Below are 19,357 nucleotides of genomic sequence, written 5' to 3' on the forward strand. Positions count from 1 at the left end.
GATGACAGAGACACTTATTTCAATTAAAGATCTTCATAAATATTTTGGCAAAAATGAAGTTTTAAAAGGCATCAGTCTGGATATTAAACAGGGAGAGGTTGTTGTCATTATCGGTCCATCAGGATCAGGAAAGTCAACTTTTCTGCGCACCATGAATCTTCTTGAAATGCCTACCAAGGGTACTATCACTTTTGAAGGCGTGGATATTACTGACAAAAGCAATGATATCTTTAAAATGCGGGAAAAAATGGGAATGGTTTTTCAGCAGTTTAATCTTTTTCCAAATATGACAGTGCTTGAGAATATTACGCTTTCTCCTATTAAAACCAAGAGAATAGCTGGCGAAGAGGCAAGGGAAAAAGCTTATGATCTGCTGGCAAGAGTTGGTTTACAAGATAAGGCACAAGCCTACCCGGCCAGTCTGTCCGGCGGCCAGCAGCAACGTATTGCCATAGCCAGGAGCTTAGCCATGGATCCGGATGTTCTCCTTTTTGATGAACCAACATCGGCTCTTGATCCAGAAATGGTTGGAGAGGTGCTGACTGTCATGCAGGATTTAGCAAAATCCGGTATGACTATGGCCATTGTTACGCACGAGATGGGCTTTGCCAGAGAGGTAGCCGATCGTGTTATCTTTATGGATGACGGCGTTATTGTTGAAGAAGGTAAGCCGGAAGCCATTTTTGAAGCAGCTCAGGAAGAGCGCACCCAAGACTTTTTAAGCAAGGTTTTATGATTGATACTAAAAAGAAACGCCTGATTTTCGGCGTTTTTTTGCTTTAAAATGTGTTACAATAGAAGTATATTTTGCAGCCGCCTGAGGGCGGGACAGAACCTTTCATTCAAAAGCGTTCCCCCTGTTCCCTCTTTCTAAGTTCGTGCTGCCACAGGCTAGGTCCGCGAAATCGAAAAGATTTCGGACTTACCGCCTATTTTCTCTTTGCGTTCTTAACGGGCTTTGTATCTTGGTGTGAGGTGGAAGTGGTGATTTTACAGGATGGTGCTGTTAGGGTGCCTTATCAAATTGTTAGTATTGATCTGCCTGAAGACAGTATCAGGCATCTGTCCAATCTGGGGCTGAAAGTGGGAAGCAGGCTGGAATTGATTTCCAAAACAAAGGCGAGTGCGATTTTGATGTTAAAGTCCAGTCGGCTTGCTTTTGATGCCTCTATTTTAAGTAAGATTACGGTATCCGAAATAAGGGATGAAATGCCCAGCCTGCCTTTATCGCAGCTGAGGCCGGGAGAATTTGCCTATATTTCTGGTATTCATGCTGTTGGTGAAGCGAAGCGCCGGCTGATGGACATGGGCTTGACCCGCAGGACAAAAATTTTCCTAAGAAAACGGGCTCCGCTTGGAGACCCGCTTGAACTTAGGCTGCGGGGATATGAACTGACACTGAGAAAATCAGAAGCGCAGATGATCAGTGTAGTCAGAATCAATGAAAAGGAGGCAAGATGACCGAAATAGCATTAATTGGCAATCCTAACAGCGGAAAAACCAGTCTTTTTAATTTGCTGACTGGCACCAATCAGCGTGTCGGCAATTGGCCCGGAGTTACTGTCGAGCGCAAGAGCGGCAGAGTTAAACAGGATAAACAGGTGCTGATGCAGGATTTGCCAGGAATTTATTCCATGTCGCCCTACAGTCCTGAAGAAAAAGTGGCTAGAGATTATTTACTGAGCAATCGGGCGGACAGTATTTTAAATGTTGTTGATGCGACTAATCTGGAAAGGAATCTTTACCTGACAACACAGCTGATTGAAACCGGTATACCGGTTACTATTGCGCTCAATATGAGCGATGTGCTTAGGCAGCAGAAGAAAGCTATTAATTTAGAAAAACTTTCCTATCAGATGGGAGTACCGGTTATCGCAACCAGTGCTTTAAAAAATACAGGAGTAACAAAAGCTTTAAATAAAGCCTGTCAGACGACCAAGGCAAGCGTTGACAGTATTCAGTACCCGACTTACGATAGTAAATTTGAAGCGGCTTTAGCTCAGATTATCGAAGTTCTGGGACAGACAGTGCCGGAAGCCTCTCAGCGTTTCTATGCTATTAAACTTTTTGAACGGGATCAGCTGGCAGCGGCAGATTTAGATTTGTCGGCTTTTCAGAAAAGTGAAATTGCAGATATTATCAAGATAACAGAAGATATTTTTGCAGAAGATTCCGAAACGATTGTTATCAATGAACGTTATGCCTTTATTGAACGTGTCAGTAAAATGGCTCAAAGTCAGGACAGCAATTTTAAAATGACTTTATCTGATAAAATAGATCAGCTAGTGACAAACCGCTTTCTTGCTTTACCTATTTTTGCTTTCGCTATGTTTATTGTCTACTATTTATCTATACAGACGGTAGGAACAATAGGTACGGACTGGGTGAATGACAGTTTGTTTGGGGAATACATTCCTGCTGCTGCCGAAAGTTTCCTGACTTACCTGCATGTGGAAGCCTGGCTGACAGAATTGATAATTGACGGTATCATTGCCGGTGTTGGGACAGTACTCGGCTTTTTGCCGCAAATTTTTGTCTTGTTTATTTGTCTTGGTATCTTAGAAGATATTGGTTATATGAGCCGAATTGCCTTTGTTATGGATCGTATTTTCAGGCGTTTTGGGCTCTCGGGCAAATCTTTCATTCCCATGCTGATTGCGACCGGCTGCGGCGTTCCGGGAATTATGGCCAGCCGGACAATTGAAAATGAGCGGGACCGCCGGATTACAATCATGACTGCAACTTTTATGCCTTGTTCTGCTAAATTATCAATTATTGCTTTAATCGCTGGGGCTTTTTTTCCTAACAATCCTTGGATTGCACCGAGTGCTTATTTTTTAGGATTTGCTGCGATCATCCTTTCAGGTATTGCGCTTAAGAAAACACGTCTTTTAGGCGGTTACACCAGTCCTTTTATCATGGAGCTCCCTGCCTATCATTTGCCTAAACTTACAGCTGTTTTTCGCTACGCTTTTGGGAAAGCACTGAGTTTTATGAAACGTGCAGGAACCATTATTTTCACATTAACCGTTCTCATTTGGTTCACCAGTTCTTATGATTTTACTTTGCAGGCAGTTGCTGCCGAACAAAGTATCTTAGCCAGTCTTGGTCATGCGCTGTCTTGGCTTTTTGCCCCGCTTGGCTTTGGGAACTGGAAGGCAGCCGTTGCCGCTTTTACGGGTCTGGCGGCAAAAGAAACAGTTGTTGCGACTTTCGGCGTACTGTATAACAATCCTGAAGCGGGTGAAACCAGCCGTCAGCTTTGGCACAGCCTGCAAGGTGATTACACGGCTTTGGCTGCTTACTCTTTCTTGGTTTTTAATCTGCTTTGTGCGCCTTGTTTTGCTGCTATAGGGGCGATTAAACGTGAAATGGGAGATTTGAAATGGACGCTGGCAGCGATTGGCTTTCAGACGGGCTTAGCTTATGTTGTCAGCTTGATTATTTATCAGTTTGGTTTACTTGTTTTCTACGGTCAGCCTCTGTCGTTTTGGACTTATGCAGCCTTTACTTTATTCTGCCTGCTGCTGTATTTTATCAGCAGAAAACCGCGTCAGTTCAAAGGAAAAGTGATTAGCATAGATAATTTAGGGCTTGTACAGGAATAAAGTTAGAAAGGAAACATGATGTCAACCTTGATTATTGGCAGCCTGATTATTTGGGCAGTGTTCATGAGTTTGCGCTATTATATCAAGCAGAGAGGTTCCTGCGGAGACTGCGGCTGTTCCTGCCCAGTGAAAGATGAAATGCAGAAAGCAGCCAGACAGAGATTAAAAGAAACTCGCTGAATTTAAACTGAAGGGTTTCTTTTGAGCGACTTTTTAAAATTCAGCATTTTAAGCTCGCTGCTTTTTTGGTATAATAGAAAAAAATTAAAATGGAGACGATATGGCAGCAATTATTGATGGTAAAGCTTTGGCGCAGAAAATGCAAGGGGCTTTAACGGAAAAAGTCAAACAAATGAAAGAAAAATACGGTCTGGTTCCGGGATTAGTGGTTATTTTGGTTGGCGATAATCCAGCCAGTCAGATTTATGTGCGCAATAAGGAGCAGGCTGCTCTTAAAGCCGGCTTTCGGAGTGAAACAGTGCGTTTATCCGAGTCGGTCAGCGAGGAAGAACTGATTGAGCTTATTGGCCAATATAACACTGATCCGGCTTTTCACGGGATTTTGGTCCAGCTTCCTCTGCCCCAGCACATTAATGATAAAAAAATTATTCTGGCGATTGATCCGAATAAAGATGTGGACGGTTTTCATCCGATGAATACCGGTCATTTATGGAGCGGCCGTCCCGGTATGGTTCCCTGCACGCCAGCGGGCATTATGGAGCTGCTGCATGAGTACGGCGTCAATTTAGAAGGAAAGCATGCTGTGATAGTCGGCCGTTCCAATATTGTCGGTAAGCCCATGGCACAGCTATTGTTGGATAAAAATGCCACAGTGACGCTGACCCATTCAAGAACCAGACAGCTTCCTGATATTACCAGACAAGCAGATATTTTGATTGTTGCTATTGGTTCTGGGCATTTTGTAACCAAAGAGTTTATTAAAGAAGGGGCTGTGGTTATTGATGTCGGGATGAACCGCAGTGAAACCGGCAAACTTATTGGTGATGTTAAGTTTGAAGAAGCAGCAGAAGCGGCCAGTCTGATTACACCTGTTCCAGGCGGAGTCGGTCCAATGACCATCACTATGCTGCTGGAACAGACCTATCAAGCGGCTCTCAGAAGTGTGATGGCAAATGATTATTAAGGAAGATTTTGTCCGAAATGTGGTTCAGCCCCGCCCACTTAAAAGCCATAAAGGGACTTTTGGCCGTGTTCTTTTAGTTGGCGGCTGCTCTCCCTACGGCGGTGCCATCATCATGGCGGCTGTCGCCTGTGTCAGCAGTGGCGCTGGTCTGGTTACTGTGGCAACAGATCAGAATAATATTTCAGCCCTGCACAGTCATCTCCCGGAGGCAATGGCCTTTGCTCTGACAGACAGAGAGCGGCTTGTGCAGGAGCTTTTGCGTGCCGATGTCGTTTTAATCGGTCCAGGACTGGGGGAAGAGTTTTTGGCTCAGCAAAGTTTTGAACTGGTTATGACAAAAGCTTTATCCCGGCAAACCTTGATTATTGACGGCTCAGCTCTCAACCTGCTGGCCCAAAAAAGGGATATGGATTTGCAGGCAAAAAAACTGATTCTGACGCCGCATCAAAAAGAATGGGAACGTCTGTCCGGACTGACAATCAAGGAGCAGACACCGGAGCAGAATCAGGCCGCACTGGCAGATTTTCCTCCCCAAACAGTGCTGGTGGCTAAGTCTCATCGAACGGTGATTTACGGACCGAATGGCCAGATAGGTGAGCTGACTGTCGGCGGGCCTTACCAGGCGACAGGCGGGATGGGAGACACTTTAGCAGGTATGATTGCAGGCTTTGCTGCTCAATTTTCTGTTTCATCTTTTACAGCTGCTGCAGCAGCTACCTATCTTCACTCAGCTATTGCAGATGAGCTCAGTCAGACAGCCTATGTAGTCCTGCCGACACGGATCAGCCAAGAGCTGCCTCAGGCTATGAAAAAACTGTCGGCAAAGGCAGGTAGCTAATGCCCCTCCCTTAAGCTCAAAAAGAGTGATTGCCCTGATTCCCAGATTGATAAGGAATCAGGGTTTTCTTAACGATCCTTCTCTGCTATTTTCCTGTAAAAATGCTATAATGGTTTTATCTATACATAAATCAAAGAAAGGGAGCAGGCACGGGAAAAGGAAACACTTTAGCTAAGAAACCGGCAGGTCAGTCTATTCTTTTAGGCTGTCTTGCTTTTGCCGTGCAGCAGAATATATGTCAGACTACTTGTCAGTATCGTCTCTGACCAGATATTTAAAATTAAAATTTGACAGAGACCCTTATTTAGAAAGGGTTTATCTGACCGGTCAGGTTTCCAATTTTCGGAAGCGGCCAGCGCATCAATATTTTTCTCTGAAAGATGACAAAGCGGTGATTCAAGCCACCATGTGGGCCAGTCAGTTTAAAAAACTTGGTTTTGACTTAGAAGAAGGCATGCAGCTTAATGTCATCGGCCGTGTTCAGCTGTATGAACCCGGCGGTTCCTATTCTATTATTATTGAAAAAGCTGAGCCCGATGGCTTGGGAGCTTTAGCTGTTCAGTTTGAGCAGCTAAAGAAAAAGCTCACGGCAGCCGGCTATTTCGCAGCAGAGCACAAACAGTCCCTGCCGCAGTTTGTTAAAAAGATTGGCGTGGTAACCAGTCCCAGCGGAGCGGTTATCCGTGATATTATAACAACAGTATCCAGACGTTTTCCAGGTGTGGAGATTCTTCTTTTTCCCACCAAGGTTCAAGGAGAAGGCGCCAGTCAGGATGTTGCCCGCAATATCGCTTTGGCTAATGAACGTTCGGATTTAGATTTGCTCATTGTTGGCCGCGGAGGTGGGTCTATTGAGGATCTTTGGGCGTTTAATGAGGAAGTTGTTGTTGAAGCTATCTTTGCTTCCCATCTGCCGGTGATTTCCAGTGTTGGGCATGAGACGGATACAACCTTAGCGGATTTTGCAGCCGATCGGCGGGCAGCAACACCGACAGCAGCAGCTGAATTGGCAACCCCTGTTACTAAAGCTGATCTTTTGACTCGGCTGTCAGAACATAAAAACAGAGCCTATCAAGCAGTCAGCCGTCAGATTAGGCAGAAGCAGGAAAGGTTGGGAAAACTGGCTCATTCGGTTGTTTTTCGGCAGCCAGAGCGCCTGTATGACCGCCAGACTCAGCAGCTGGACAGGCTGACAGCTGCTATGACGGCGGCTGTACAGCAGCAGTACAGAGTATCCCTGCAGGCAGAGCGTTTGCTGAATCAGCGCCTGCGCTCACTTGGTCTGACTGAAAAAATCAGCCGCTATCAAGAACAAATCATGCAGCTGAACCGCTTGCTTATGAGTAAGGCAAACAGTCTTTATGAAGCGAAAGCTGCGCGGCTGGAAAAAGCTCAGTCAGCCCTTCTGTCGCTGGATACAAAACGTATTGTTGCCCGAGGATACGCCCTTATTCACAAAGATGAGAAACTTATCGTCAGTACAAAAACTGTCAAAAAAGGCGACCGTTTGCAGGCAGAACTGCGGGACGGCCAGTTAGAAGTTGAGGTAAAAGATGTCAAATAAGGAAAAAACAAAAAAAACATTTGAAGAAAATCTTCAGGACCTAGAAGCTATTGTCAGCAAGCTGGAAAATGGAGACGTCCCTTTAGAAGATGCAATTGCTGAGTTTCAGGAAGGCATGCGCCTTTCTAAAAAATTAGAAAATACTTTGCAGGAAGCTGAAAAAACATTGGTTAAAGTCATGCAGGCTGATGGGACAGAAAAAGAAATGGATGCTAATGGATAAAATTTCAAAAATCAATCAGACGATTCAGTCTTACTACCAAAAGCAAGGGGTGTCTTCGGATTTGTCCGAGGCCGTCCTTTATTCTCTTGAGGCTGGCGGCAAGCGGCTCCGCCCTCTGCTAATGCTGCAGATTATCGAGGGTTTTGGGCTGTCACTGACTGACAGCCACTATCAAGCAGCTGCCAGTGTAGAATTGATTCATACAGGCAGTTTGGTTCATGATGACCTGCCAGCAATGGATAACGATGACTACCGGCGCGGTCAGCTGACCAGCCATAAGCGCTTTGATGAAGCGACAGCCATTTTAGTTGGTGATGGGCTCTTCCTTGATTCTTTTGGACTGTTGGCTGCTGCGGATTTACCGGATAAGGTTAAAACTGCTTTAATCTATGAGTTATCGCTGGCAGCAGGAAGCCGCGGAATGGTCGGCGGGCAGATGCTGGATTTAAAAGGTGAAAAGCAGCAGCTGGCTCTGCCGGAACTGCAGAAAATTCATGCTAATAAAACGGGGAAACTGCTGGCTTTTCCTTTTGTTGCCGCCGGTCTGATAGCAGAGCGGGAGGATGAAGAATTAACAGCTCTAGCAAAGGCAGGTGCTTTGATAGGCTTGGCCTTTCAGGTGCGGGATGACATTTTAGATGTAACAGCTGATTTTGCAGAAATCGGTAAAACCCCTCAAAAAGATTTAGCTGCAGCCAAAGCCACTTATCCCAGCTTAGCCGGTCTGGAGCAATCTTATCAGATTTTAGAAGAAAGTTTAGCTGAAGCAGAAACAATTTTTCAAAATCTGATGAAAGAAGGAGACTTTGCCGCCGGTCAGGTTCTGCAGACCATAGAAAGGTTAAGGTTGGATGCCTAAAGAAAGAGTTGATGTTTTAGCTTACAAACAAGGGCTTTTCAGCACAAGGGAGCAGGCCAAACGTGCGGTAATGGCCGGCTTAATTTTGGCGCTTGACAATGGAGAGCGTTTTGATAAGCCCGGTGAGAAAATTGATGCAGACAGAGAATTGACAGTGAAAGGGCAAAAAATGCCCTATGTCAGCCGGGGCGGATTGAAATTGGCTAAAGCGCTTCAGGTTTTTGATATTGATGTCCAAGGCCGGACAGTCTTAGACATTGGTGCCTCCACGGGAGGCTTTACCGATGTTTTGCTGCAGAATGGAGCACGGCTGGTCTATGCTGTTGATGTCGGCCGCAACCAGCTGGTTTGGCAGCTGCGGCAGGATCAGCGCGTACGCAGCATGGAACAGTATAATTTTCGTTATGCTCAGCCGGAGGATTTCAGCGAAGGGGAGCCTAGTTTTGCAGCTATTGATGTCAGCTTTATTTCCTTAAACTTGATTTTGCCTGCTCTGCACAGGGTTCTGGCAGATGACAGTCAGGCTGTAGCTTTAGTCAAACCGCAGTTTGAAGCGGGCCGCAGTCAGGTAGGTAAAAAAGGAATTGTTAAAGACAGAGCGGTTCATAACAGTGTTTTGGACAGGGTTGCTGCTTTTGCCACAGCTGCTGGTTTCACTGTTTCCGGGCTTGATTATTCGCCTATTCAGGGAGGACAGGGGAATATTGAATTTTTAGCTTATCTGCAAAAATCTGAATTTCCGGAAAATCGTGTAGGAGGAATGATTCAAGAAATAACAGAACAAGCACATGAGGAATTTAACAAACATGAAGAAAAGTGAACGATTAGAACTGATTAAAAAAATTGTCCAAGCCAATGAGATTGAAACTCAGCATGAGCTTTTAGAGCATTTGGCTGCTGAGGGTCTCAGGCTGACTCAGGCAACAATTTCGCGAGATATGAATGAAATTGGTATCATCAAGATTCCTTCTCCTAAAGGCCCTTACATTTACGGTCTGTCCCAGGACAGTACTCAGAGTGACAGTCCTGTTCCTAAACCGATAAGAAGTACGGTCTTATCTATATCTAAAGAAACACTGGGCTTGGAACAAATGCTGCATTTAAATGTTGTCCCGGGGAACAGCCGGCTGATCAAACGCTTTTTGCTGGAAGATTTCTCTGAGCTGATTTTTAGCGTCCTTGCCGATGACGACAGTCTGCTTGTCATAGCGAAGGATTCAGCAGCTGCCGGAACTATCCGCGAAAAACTGGCAAACTGGGTAGCAGAGCAAGATTGAGAGGAAAAGCATGCTTCTGGAAATTTCTATTAAGAACTTCGCCATTATTGAAAACATTTCCTTAAATTTTGAAAACGGCATGACTGTTTTAACTGGTGAAACCGGTGCCGGAAAATCAATTATAATCGATGCTATGAATATGATGCTGGGCAGCCGGGCTAATGTTGATGTCATTAGGCAGGGAGCTCAAAAAGCTGAAATTGAGGGTTTTTTCTCCGTTTCAGACAACCCTGCTCTCAATCAGGTCTTAACTGAAAACGGTCTGGATGTATCGGACGAGCTGATTATCCGCAGAGAAATTTTGTCCAATGGCCGTTCCATCAGCCGAATTAACGGAAAAATGGTCAATTTAGCAACTTTGCGTCTTGTAGGCCGCTTTTTAGTGGATATACACGGTCAGCATGACCAGGAAGAGCTTATGCATTCTTCTTTCCATATCGGTATGCTGGACAGTTTTGGCAGCCAGGATTTCTTTTTGCTGAAACAGCGCTATCAGCAGCTTTTTGATGATTACCGCCAGCTGCGTAAGCAAGTGGCGGATAAGCAAAAAAACGAACAGGCTCATAAAGCCCGGATTGAGCTGCTGGAATTTCAGCTGGCAGAGATTGAAGCGGCTGCGCTGCAGCCTGATGAAGACCAAAAACTCTTGCAGGAACGTGACAAACTGTTAAATCATAAAAATATTGCTGATACCCTGACAAATGCTGCTGTTATGCTGGATAATGAGGATTTTTCCAGCCTGTCCAATGTCCGGTCGGCCATGAATGATTTGCAGACCTTAGAAGAATTTGATTCTGACTATGAGGCCATGTCACATAATCTTTCTGAAGCTTATTACATTATGGAGGAAGTCAGCAAGCATTTGGACGATGTTATTGCCAACCTTGATTTTGATGCCGGACTTTTGCAGAGAATTGAAGCCCGGCTGGATGCAGTCAATACGATTACGCGTAAGTACGGCGGCAGCGTCACAGATGTTCTGACTTATTTTGATAAAATCAGTCAGGAATACAGTCTTCTGACCGGCAGCAGCCAGACATCCGACAGCATGGAAAAAGAGCTGAAAGTTTTAGAAAAAGAATTGATTCAGGCGGCAGCGGATCTCGGTCAGCAGCGCCGTCAGCTGGCTTCAGAACTGGAAGAGGAGATAAAGCAGGAGCTGAAGGAACTTTATATGGAAAAAGCTGATTTCCGTGTTCGATTCAGCAAAGGGAAATTTAACCGTGAGGGCAATGAAGCCGTTGAATTTTACATTTCGACCAACCCCGGCTCTGACTTTAAACCCTTGGTGAAGACAGCTTCAGGCGGGGAACTGTCCCGTCTCATGCTGGCCATCAAATCAGCTTTTGCCCGCAGAGAAGACAAAACAGCTATTGTGTTTGATGAAGTAGATACAGGCGTTTCGGGCCGTGTCGCCCAAGCCATCGCTCAAAAAATTTATAAAATCGGCAGCCACGGCCAAGTTTTGGCTATCTCTCATCTGCCTCAAGTCATTGCCATTGCTGATTACCAATATGTTATCGAAAAGCAAAGCGACAGTTCAGCCACTGTTTCCACTGCTAAGCTCCTGACAAAATCCGAACGGATCGAAGAAATTGCCAAAATGCTGGCCGGAAATGATGTGACCGAAGCCGCCCGCAAACAAGCTGAAGCTCTTTTGACTAAGTAACTTCCGCCTTTTAGATGACAGATAAAATGATGTATCCCAATAGCCCCTTTAAGTTAGCAGAAGACTGAACTTAAGGGGCTTTTCTATTACAGAGAGCCGGAGAAAGGGGAAGACCCACCGTAGTTCAAAAATAGAATGAGCACAAAAACAGTTTCTGTATCAGTAAGAATGGGACAGCGGTTCTGGGGAGCAGGTTTAAAAAATAGACATTATTGTTTGAAAACGAATCCTATTTATGTTATCCTAACAGTTAATTAAAAGGTAATTGGTTGTTAAGAGCACATAAAAGGGGGACGGTGATGATGTCTAAACGGCTTAAAATCTGGCTGGTGCTTTTACTGGTCGGTGCAGGTATCACGGCAGGAGGAGCAGGTTATATGAAATATCAGGAGCACAAGGAGCGAGAAGCTATGCTGGAGATTGTTAAGAGTGAAGAAGTGAAAAGTCTCTGTGAAGAAGCTATAAAAAATATTGATGAGAACTCCTTTACGACTGAAGGCCTTATTCAGTCTTATCAAATTGATTATGACAGCATCTCACATAATCCAATGGGAGGGATTGATTTTGATTTGATTATTAATAATGATAAAAAAATACGATTAGACATGGGAATTGATAAAAATCCTGAAACAGGAGAATTAGAAAATTTATCAGGCAGTCAGTCAGCTGAGTTAGCAGATTTGTTAAAGGAGAAAAATGAGTAATAGTTATACAGATAAAGAGAAAGTTGATATTGCTTGAAAACGAATACTATTTGTGTTATCCTAACAGTTAATTAAAAGGTAATTGGTTGTTAAGAGCACATAAAAGGGGGCGGTGATGATGACCAAACGGCTTAAAATCTGGCTGGTGCTTTTGCTGGTCGGTGCAGGCATCACAGCAGGAGGAGCAGGTTATATGAAGTATCAGGAGCACAAGGAGCGAGAAGCTATGCTGGAGATTGTTAAGAGTGAAGAAGCGAAGGCAGCGTGTGATGAAATTATTAAAAATTTAAACCCCAATGCTTTTACTAAAAATGGCATAATCAAGTCTTATCAAATCGATTATGATTCAGTAGCCCATAATCCGATGGGAGGGATTGATTTTGATTTAATCATAAACAATGATTCAAATTTAAAAGTGTATATGGGAGTAGATAAAAATAACGATGGTAGACTTGAACCTAAAGGAGGGGTGGGAACATCAAAAAAATTAGGCGATTTATTAAGGAAGGAAGCCGTAAATGAGTAATTATACGGATAAAGAGCGTGTTGATATTGTTTGAAAACGAATACTATTTATGTTATCCTAACAGCTCATTAAAAGGTAATTGGTTGTTAAGAGCACATAAAAAGGGGGCGGTGATGATGTTTAAGCGGCTCAAAATCTGGCTGGTGCTTTTACTGGTCGGTGCAGGTATCACAGCAGGAGGAGCAGGTTATATGAAATATCAGGAGCACAAGGAGAGAGAAGCTATGCTGGAGATTGTTAAGAGTGAGGAAGCGAGAGAAAGGTACCAAACTCTTTTTAAAAATTTGGATAAGGATGCGTTTGCTGAAAACGGTATTATTCAGTCGTATGAAATTGATGAAGAGTCGGTTGCTCATAATCCAATGGGAGGAGTGCTAGTAAAATTATATATCAATGGGAAAGAGAATTTATATGTAGTATATAATTTAAATAAAGATATTAACACGGGAAAATTTATGTCAGGAAGTAGCACTATTTCACCAGATTTATCTACTTTATTAAAGGAGAGCAGTGATGAGTAGTTATACAGATGAGCGACATAAGCAGATTGCAGAACAAGAGTATGAACTTGGAGATAAGTTGAATGCTCCAGTGAAGATTTCACAAGGAGAAGAAGACATCACTATCGGTAAAGTGGCCTCTATCCAAGACGGGACGGACAGCGGTTCTGGGGAGCAGGTTTAAAAAATAGACATCATTGTTTGAAAACGAATCCTATTTATGTTATCCTAACAGCTCATTAAAAGGTAATTGGTTGTTAAGAGCACATAAAAGGGGGCGGTGATGATGTCTAAGCGGGTCAAAATCTGGCTGGTGCTTTTGCTGGTCGGTGCAGGTATCACGGCAGGGGGAGCAGGTTACATGAAATATCAGGAGCACAAGGAGCGAGAAGCTATGCTGGAGATTGTTAAGAGTGAGGAAGTGAAGGAAATATTTGAAAATTGGATTTACAAAGAGGACCCAAATGCTTTCACAGATGAAGGAATCATTAGAAATTATCAGATTGACTACGATAGTATAGAGAAATCACCTATGGGAGGATTATTTGTAACTTTAATCATTAATAATAAACCCGAGCTAGATATTACCTGCACTATTAATAAAAATAAAGGTAAACTAGAAAGTAACAGTAGTACTATTTCACCTGAATTGACTAAGCTAATTGAAGTTGAAGGGGGGCAGTAAGGGACATGGAAACAATAACAGACAAAGAACGTGTTGCTATTGCAAATGAAGAATATAATAATAAACTAGAGGAAAACCGTATTGTTCAAGTTCAAGTTGATGGGAAAAAATTGATTATCGGCAAGGTCGCTTCTATCCAAGACGGGATGGACAGCGGTTCTGGGGAGCAGGTTTAAAAAATAGACATCATTGTTTGAAAACGAATCCTATTTATGTTATCCTAACAGTTAATTAAAAGGTAATTGGTTGTTAAGAGCACATAAAAAGGGGGCGGTGATGATGACCAAACGGCTTAAAATCTGGCTGGTGCTTTTACTGGTCGGTGCAGGTATCACAGCAGGAGGAGCAGGTTACATGAAATATCAGGAGCACAAGGAGCGAGAAGTCATGCTGGAGATTGTTAAGAGTGAGGAAGTAAGTCGGCTATTAGATGAGGAGATTAACTATTACAATTCTAAGAGCACAGGTCCAGCTATAATTGATAATTATACAATCGATTATACTAGTCTTCGTCGCAATCCTATGGGGGGAATTTCCGTAAAGCTTATTATAAATAATAATTCTAGATACTTTATCCGTTATGTCATAAATACGAATGCTAATACAGGACAATATGAAAGTACTGGAAATGTATTATCAGTAGATTTATCTCACTATCTTGAAAAAAATGGGGTCAGTTATGAGTAATTACACAGATAAAGAACGTGTTGAATTGGCAGAAAAAGAGTATGAAATTGAGTCTGTTAACCAACCTATAAACATTGGTTCGAAAGAGCAACAAAAATATATCGGTAAAGTGGCCTCTATCCAAGACGGGACGGACAGCGGTTCTGGGGAGCAGGTTTAAAAAATAGACATCATTGTTTGAAAACGAATCCTATTTATGTTATCCTAACAGTTAATTAAAAGGTAATTGGTTGTTAAGAGCACATAAAAAGGGGGCGGTGATGATGTTTAAGCGGCTTAAAATCTGGCTGGTGCTTTTACTGGTCGGTGCAGGTATCATAGCAGGAGGAGCAGGTTACATGAAATATCAGGAGCACAAGGAGAGAGAAGTCATGCTGGAGATTGTAAAGAGTGAGGAAGTGAAAAGTCTCTGTGAAGAAGCTATAAAAAATATTGATGAGAACGCCTTTACGACTGAAGGTCTTATTCAGTCTTATCACATCGATTATGACAGCATCTCACATAATCCAATGGGAGGGATTAACTTTAATCTTATTATTAATGATAATCCTAAGCTAAAAGTGTTTGGAGGAGTAGATAAAGTAAATGAGGACACTTTAGAGAGCCACTTTGGTGGTTACTCTGCAGAATTAGATGAGCTATTAAAGGGAGAGCAGAATGAGTAATTATACGGATAAAGAGCGTGTTGATATTGCTTGGAAAGAGTATTCTGACACAGTTTATTCTGAGAATGATGTAATCGCAATAAATGACAACAAAATTATCATCGGTAAAGTCGCCTCTATCCAAGACGGGACGGACAGCGGTTCTGGGGAGCAGGTTTATGTAATTACGCCCAATGGGACAGCTGATAATCCTGAAAGTGTTCAGGAGGTGACGGTGCTCTTTCGGGGCTCGACCAGTTTCTTCAAGGGAGAGGACTGGGTGACCGACTGGGTCAAAAATGATATTCCCATGGCTGCGCGGATTTTCGCAGGTCCTGAGACCAGCTACCCCTATACGGAGATGGATGAGGGACGCGGAACTGAGCAGCTGAAAGTATCCGCTCAGGCTCTGAAAGACATTTTAAAAACCTACCCTAATGCCCAATTTAATATCTATGCCCACTCTCTGGGGTCCATGGATGCCCAGTATGCCATGGCGGACTTGAAAGGCGATGATGTTCTGCGTATTAAAGGCGCCTGGATTTATAACGGTCCCAATACTTACAGTACCATGAGCCGTCGTCAGCAAAAGCAAGTCGACCGGATAAAAGGCCGAATCTATAATTATATTGACCATAAAGACTTTATCGGTCTGGGTTATGCGGCTGAAGGGAGTGAGGAAGCTGTCGGTATTGTCGGCCATGTCTACAGCCGAGAAGTCACAGACAAGGGCTGGGTAGGCAATATCACGGAGCAGCACATGTGGGGCGGCTACCGTTATGATGAAAAGGGTAACCTGCTTTTAGAAACTGATACCTTATCGACTTACCACAAGGATTTGTATACTTATACCCTTAAAGAGTTAAAAGAGAGTTTGGAGCTCCTGCAGACCCATAAAAAGGCCTTAAGTCAGGGCGGTTATTCGGAGCACGAGCAGATTTATTTAGACAGTGAGCAGGCTTTGGCAATAGGGGCAGCTATAGCTGCCGCAGCTCAAAGCGGTGCGGAGGAACTGGAGCAGCTTCAGAGCAATGCGGCCGCTGACCTGCAGTCAGCCTATAATACGGCTTTAGCAGGTGCCGCTTTGGGCAAGAGTCTGAGTGGTGATGAGATTGAGGCCATTTTAGCTGAGGAAGGAGCCGGTCGGACAGATATTGTGGACAAACCTGCAGAAGAGCTGCTGGACAAGGTCAGTCAGGCTCAGACCATAGCCGGTACACTGACGGAAAAAGAGGGCGAGATTGAGCAGGGTGTTGCTGCACTTTTAGAAGCAGATACAAATCTAGCAAAGGAGTTTAGTCAATGGCGGCAGATGTAAAAAGTGTTTATGATCAGTGGCAGGCTAAAAAGAAAGCCTATGCTGCCTATCAGGAGAGCTACAGCCAGAAGCGCTTGCAGCTGGATAATGAAGGGAATGAGCTGGCCTCGGCTTATCAGTCAGCGTCGGAACGGATTGATGAGATGACGGAAGAGGGACAGTCCTTGCTTAAACGCCTGTCGTTACAATTTGGACAGGGGGCGGTTTGGAACCCTTACACAGTGGTTTTAGCTAATCATCAAGAGCGTTTGAGGAAGGCTTACCAATCTGATCTCAGGGACTGGGAGGAGCGGTCGGAGGAGCTGACTGCTGCCTATCATAAAGATTGTGATCGTTATGAGAAAGCTATCGCCAAGCTGCGGGAGGCATACCTGAATGGGGAATAAGACAGATTACAAAGACGGCAAAGCCTTTGGGCGCAAGCTGGAGGAAGATCATATCCGCCACTTAGTCGCTCCGGCTTTAAAGGCAAAGAAAGAGGAACTGGAAGAAGCATGCCAGCAGGCGATGTCTGAGAGTGTATCAGCGACACAGAAGGCTTTAAGAGCCTTAGCTGACAAGCTGGACAGTTCAGAAGCCATGATGGGGCAGTTTTCCAAGGCGCTTAAGACGAGTATCGAAACTGAGAGCGCCAAGTATGATGAGATTTTTCCAGAAAAGAGCTGAGAGGGCGGCACCGACAAGAAGCAAGAAGGGTTTGAGGCTTGCTTTTGTCGGTGTTTTTTTTAGTCTTTCTGAGGATTGGCATAAATAAACTTTCTCAGATAGTGAAAATTTGGTATAATAGCACTATTATAAATGCATTTAGAAATAAACAGGGATTAGAAATGGGAAAAATTAAAATTGTAACCGATTCTTCTATGACTATTGAACCTGGTTTGGTTGAAGAATTGGATATTACGGTTGTTCCTCTGTCGGTTATGATTGACGGAACCGTTTATTCAGACAGTGATTTAAAAGAAGAAGGCAAATTTCTCAGTATGATGCAGAACAGTAAAAACCTGCCCAAAACCAGCCAGCCTCCTGTCGGCCTGTTTGCTGAAGTTTATGAAAGGCTGACTAAAGAAGGAGCTGAGCATATCGTCTCCATCCATTTAACCCACTCTTTGTCTGGCACAGTAGAGGCGGCCCGTCAGGGAGCCAATCTGGCCGGAGCTGATGTGACTGTTATCGATTCAACCTTTACGGATCAGTCTATGAAATTTCAGGTTGTAGAAGCAGCTAAACTGGCAAAGTCGGGCAGCAGTTTGTCCGATATTTTGACAGCAGTCAAGGATGTCTGCGCAAAAACGGAGCTTTTTATCGGTGTCTCAACTCTTGAAAATTTGGTTAAGGGCGGCCGGATCGGCCGTGTCACGGGAGCGATAACGTCTCTTTTAAATATCAAAGTGGTGATGGAACTGAAAGACCATGAACTGATTACCGTGATTAAGGGCCGCGGGATAAAAACCTTTTATAAATGGCTGGATAGTTTTATAGAGCATGCGCGCGGCAGGAAAATTGCTGAATTAGGTATTTCTTATTGCGGTACGGCAGATATGGCCAATGCTTTCAGGGAAAAACTGTCGGTTCTCGGGGCGCCGATTGCTGTTCTAGAAACGGGATCCATCATTCAGACACACACAGGTGAAGGGGCATTTGCAGTAATGGTACGCTATGAATAAGAGAAACATACTGACCGGACTGGTTTTTTTCCTAGCCAGTCTTCTAGTGGCTTTTTTGCTTTTTAATTGGCTGCTGTCTAAACCAGAGTCCAAATTCAGCTCAAAAGATTTCACCGTCAGCAAAGTGCAGGAATTTAACTATGTAGCTGTCGGCGATTCTCTGACAGAAGGAGTAGGGGATACAACAGAGCAGGGGGGCTTTATTCCTTTGCTGTCTCAGAGTTTGACTGCAGCTTATCATTATGAGGTTACGGCTCATAATTTTGGGGTAGCCGGCAATACCAGCCAGCAAATTTTGAAAAGAATGCAGGAAGAAGCTGATATTCAGTCTTCTTTGGCTCAGGCTGATCTGATGACTCTGACAGTCGGAGGCAATGATGTTATGGCTGTCATTCGAAAAAATCTGTCAGATTTATCAGTAGACAGTTTTAGGCAGCCGGCAGCAGACTATCAGAACCGTTTGCAGCAAATCATCGAGCTGGCACGTTCAGAAAATGCCGATCTGCCTATTTATATTTTAGGCATTTACAATCCTTTCTACCTTAATTTCCCCGATATGACTGCCATGCAGGAAATCGTTGATAATTGGAATCAAACAACAGAAAGCCTCACTCAAAAATACGATAATGTTTATTTTGTTGCCATCAATGATTTGCTTTACAAGGGGGTTAATGGTCAGGAAGGGGTCGTTCAGAGTACAGAGGATCAGACGACTGTTATTAACGATGCCCTGTTTTCAGAAGACAGCTTCCATCCTAATAACACAGGCTATCAAATCATGTCAGACGCAGTAATGGAGAAAATCAGTGAAACAAAAGAGAATTGGAAATAGAAAAAATTGGTGGAAGTGGGCCTTTCTCCTGCTTTTGGCCTTAAATATAGCTTTTATCGCTGTCGTTGCCAGCAGGGTCATTCAAGTCAGAGAGAATCTGCCTGAGCAAAGCACAAAGAACAGCGGAGGCGTAAAAGTCGGGACTTTTTCAACCGATATTGAGCAGCTGAACGCCACTCTGTCAGCCTATTTAGCTGACTATCAAGGTGATAATATAAGCTATGCTTTTTATGCGACTTCTAAAGAGATGATGTTTGAAGGAAGCTATACGCTGCTCGGTTATGAAGTGCCGCTCTATATTTATTTTCAGCCCGCACGTTTGGAAAGCGGGGCTGTCCAGCTGACAGTGACTTCTTTTTCTGTTGGGACGCTGTCACTCCCAGAAGAGCAGGTCTTGAAATACCTGCAGTCAAGCTATGATTTGCCGGACTTTGTAGAAGTTTTGCCAGATAAATCAGCTATTAATATCAATGTTCAGAATCTGGATAATGCCGCCGGTATTTACCTCAAAGCCGGTGAAATTGATTTAGTAAATGACCGTATCAATTTTGAAATCTATAAGAAATAAGCGAATTTGACACTAAATACTTGACCTATCACTATTTTTTAGATATG

27 protein-coding genes are annotated in these 19,357 nt (G+C 43.8%); all 27 read left to right on the forward strand.

Annotation, left to right across the window (positions count from 1 at the left end):
• Position 1: 1 nt before the first annotated feature.
• Positions 2-736: an amino acid ABC transporter ATP-binding protein gene (locus DDV21_RS03590; RefSeq protein ID WP_116878886.1), complete on the forward strand. Its 735-nt coding sequence runs from the start codon at positions 2-4 to the stop codon at positions 734-736.
• Positions 737-984: 248 nt separating this feature from the next.
• Positions 985-1,461, forward strand: a complete 477-nt coding sequence (locus DDV21_RS03595; RefSeq protein ID WP_116878887.1) for a ferrous iron transport protein A — start codon at positions 985-987, stop codon at positions 1,459-1,461.
• Positions 1,458-3,608 (forward strand): ferrous iron transport protein B, encoded by a 2,151-nt coding sequence (gene feoB, locus DDV21_RS03600; protein ID WP_116878888.1) that lies wholly within the window; start codon positions 1,458-1,460, stop codon positions 3,606-3,608. The genes DDV21_RS03595 and feoB overlap by 4 nt, the downstream gene beginning before the upstream one ends.
• A gap of 18 nt (positions 3,609-3,626) precedes the next feature.
• Positions 3,627-3,788 (forward strand): FeoB-associated Cys-rich membrane protein, encoded by a 162-nt coding sequence (locus DDV21_RS03605; RefSeq protein WP_116878889.1) that lies wholly within the window; start codon positions 3,627-3,629, stop codon positions 3,786-3,788.
• Between the two features lie 100 nt (positions 3,789-3,888).
• Positions 3,889-4,752, forward strand: coding sequence for a bifunctional methylenetetrahydrofolate dehydrogenase/methenyltetrahydrofolate cyclohydrolase (locus DDV21_RS03610; RefSeq protein WP_116878890.1), 864 nt, complete (start codon positions 3,889-3,891; stop codon positions 4,750-4,752).
• Positions 4,742-5,590: an NAD(P)H-hydrate dehydratase gene (locus DDV21_RS03615; RefSeq protein ID WP_116878891.1), complete on the forward strand. Its 849-nt coding sequence runs from the start codon at positions 4,742-4,744 to the stop codon at positions 5,588-5,590. The genes DDV21_RS03610 and DDV21_RS03615 overlap by 11 nt, the downstream gene beginning before the upstream one ends.
• A 235-nt stretch (positions 5,591-5,825) precedes the next feature.
• On the forward strand, positions 5,826-7,154 hold the full coding sequence (xseA, locus tag DDV21_RS03620; protein ID WP_116878892.1) for an exodeoxyribonuclease VII large subunit: 1,329 nt from the start codon (positions 5,826-5,828) through the stop codon (positions 7,152-7,154).
• The gene (locus tag DDV21_RS03625) at positions 7,144-7,377 is read left to right on the forward strand and encodes an exodeoxyribonuclease VII small subunit (RefSeq protein ID WP_116878893.1); all 234 of its coding nucleotides are present in this window, start codon (positions 7,144-7,146) and stop codon (positions 7,375-7,377) included. The genes xseA and DDV21_RS03625 overlap by 11 nt, the downstream gene beginning before the upstream one ends.
• The gene (locus DDV21_RS03630; RefSeq protein ID WP_116878894.1) at positions 7,370-8,236 is read left to right on the forward strand and encodes a polyprenyl synthetase family protein; all 867 of its coding nucleotides are present in this window, start codon (positions 7,370-7,372) and stop codon (positions 8,234-8,236) included. Before DDV21_RS03625 ends, DDV21_RS03630 begins: the two co-directional genes overlap by 8 nt.
• Positions 8,229-9,056 (forward strand): TlyA family RNA methyltransferase, encoded by an 828-nt coding sequence (locus DDV21_RS03635; protein WP_116878895.1) that lies wholly within the window; start codon positions 8,229-8,231, stop codon positions 9,054-9,056. The genes DDV21_RS03630 and DDV21_RS03635 overlap by 8 nt, the downstream gene beginning before the upstream one ends.
• Positions 9,043-9,513 carry an arginine repressor gene (locus DDV21_RS03640; RefSeq protein WP_116878896.1) on the forward strand — a complete coding sequence of 157 codons (471 nt, stop codon included), beginning with the start codon at positions 9,043-9,045 and terminating at the stop codon, positions 9,511-9,513. The genes DDV21_RS03635 and DDV21_RS03640 overlap by 14 nt, the downstream gene beginning before the upstream one ends.
• Positions 9,514-9,523: 10 nt before the next feature.
• The gene (gene recN, locus DDV21_RS03645) at positions 9,524-11,182 is read left to right on the forward strand and encodes a DNA repair protein RecN (protein ID WP_116878897.1); all 1,659 of its coding nucleotides are present in this window, start codon (positions 9,524-9,526) and stop codon (positions 11,180-11,182) included.
• A gap of 299 nt (positions 11,183-11,481) precedes the next feature.
• A complete protein-coding gene (locus tag DDV21_RS03650) occupies positions 11,482-11,886 on the forward strand; it encodes a DUF1310 family protein (protein ID WP_116879195.1) in 405 nt (134 codons plus the stop codon).
• Positions 11,887-12,001: 115 nt separating this feature from the next.
• Complete coding sequence (locus DDV21_RS03655; RefSeq protein WP_241964697.1) at positions 12,002-12,412, forward strand: DUF1310 family protein; 411 nt, start codon at positions 12,002-12,004, stop codon at positions 12,410-12,412.
• Positions 12,413-12,525: 113 nt separating this feature from the next.
• Positions 12,526-12,933 (forward strand): DUF1310 family protein, encoded by a 408-nt coding sequence (locus DDV21_RS03660; RefSeq protein ID WP_241964698.1) that lies wholly within the window; start codon positions 12,526-12,528, stop codon positions 12,931-12,933.
• Positions 12,926-13,096, forward strand: coding sequence for a hypothetical protein (locus DDV21_RS11735; protein ID WP_162886277.1), 171 nt, complete (start codon positions 12,926-12,928; stop codon positions 13,094-13,096). Before DDV21_RS03660 ends, DDV21_RS11735 begins: the two co-directional genes overlap by 8 nt.
• A gap of 99 nt (positions 13,097-13,195) precedes the next feature.
• Positions 13,196-13,597 carry a DUF1310 family protein gene (locus tag DDV21_RS03665; RefSeq protein ID WP_117287768.1) on the forward strand — a complete coding sequence of 134 codons (402 nt, stop codon included), beginning with the start codon at positions 13,196-13,198 and terminating at the stop codon, positions 13,595-13,597.
• Between the two features lie 5 nt (positions 13,598-13,602).
• On the forward strand, positions 13,603-13,773 hold the full coding sequence (locus DDV21_RS11740; RefSeq protein ID WP_162886278.1) for a hypothetical protein: 171 nt from the start codon (positions 13,603-13,605) through the stop codon (positions 13,771-13,773).
• Positions 13,774-13,873: 100 nt separating this feature from the next.
• A complete protein-coding gene (locus DDV21_RS03670) occupies positions 13,874-14,284 on the forward strand; it encodes a DUF1310 family protein (RefSeq protein ID WP_116879179.1) in 411 nt (136 codons plus the stop codon).
• Positions 14,277-14,444 (forward strand): hypothetical protein, encoded by a 168-nt coding sequence (locus DDV21_RS11745; RefSeq protein WP_162886279.1) that lies wholly within the window; start codon positions 14,277-14,279, stop codon positions 14,442-14,444. Before DDV21_RS03670 ends, DDV21_RS11745 begins: the two co-directional genes overlap by 8 nt.
• A 100-nt stretch (positions 14,445-14,544) precedes the next feature.
• On the forward strand, positions 14,545-14,949 hold the full coding sequence (locus tag DDV21_RS03675; protein WP_116879178.1) for a DUF1310 family protein: 405 nt from the start codon (positions 14,545-14,547) through the stop codon (positions 14,947-14,949).
• Entirely contained in the window at positions 14,942-16,246 is a 1,305-nt protein-coding gene (locus DDV21_RS03680; RefSeq protein ID WP_117287769.1) for a hypothetical protein, read from the forward strand. Before DDV21_RS03675 ends, DDV21_RS03680 begins: the two co-directional genes overlap by 8 nt.
• Entirely contained in the window at positions 16,231-16,632 is a 402-nt protein-coding gene (locus DDV21_RS03685) for a hypothetical protein (RefSeq protein ID WP_116879163.1), read from the forward strand. The genes DDV21_RS03680 and DDV21_RS03685 overlap by 16 nt, the downstream gene beginning before the upstream one ends.
• Positions 16,622-16,912, forward strand: coding sequence for a hypothetical protein (locus DDV21_RS03690; RefSeq protein ID WP_116879162.1), 291 nt, complete (start codon positions 16,622-16,624; stop codon positions 16,910-16,912). Before DDV21_RS03685 ends, DDV21_RS03690 begins: the two co-directional genes overlap by 11 nt.
• A gap of 161 nt (positions 16,913-17,073) precedes the next feature.
• Positions 17,074-17,910, forward strand: coding sequence for a DegV family protein (locus DDV21_RS03695; protein ID WP_116878648.1), 837 nt, complete (start codon positions 17,074-17,076; stop codon positions 17,908-17,910).
• A complete protein-coding gene (locus DDV21_RS03700; RefSeq protein WP_116878649.1) occupies positions 17,903-18,742 on the forward strand; it encodes an SGNH/GDSL hydrolase family protein in 840 nt (279 codons plus the stop codon). Before DDV21_RS03695 ends, DDV21_RS03700 begins: the two co-directional genes overlap by 8 nt.
• Positions 18,717-19,310: a YpmS family protein gene (locus DDV21_RS03705; RefSeq protein WP_116878650.1), complete on the forward strand. Its 594-nt coding sequence runs from the start codon at positions 18,717-18,719 to the stop codon at positions 19,308-19,310. Before DDV21_RS03700 ends, DDV21_RS03705 begins: the two co-directional genes overlap by 26 nt.
• Positions 19,311-19,357 lie beyond the last annotated feature (47 nt).

This window comes from Streptococcus chenjunshii (genome assembly GCF_003086355.1).
In the GTDB taxonomy this organism is placed as follows: domain Bacteria; phylum Bacillota; class Bacilli; order Lactobacillales; family Streptococcaceae; genus Streptococcus; species Streptococcus chenjunshii.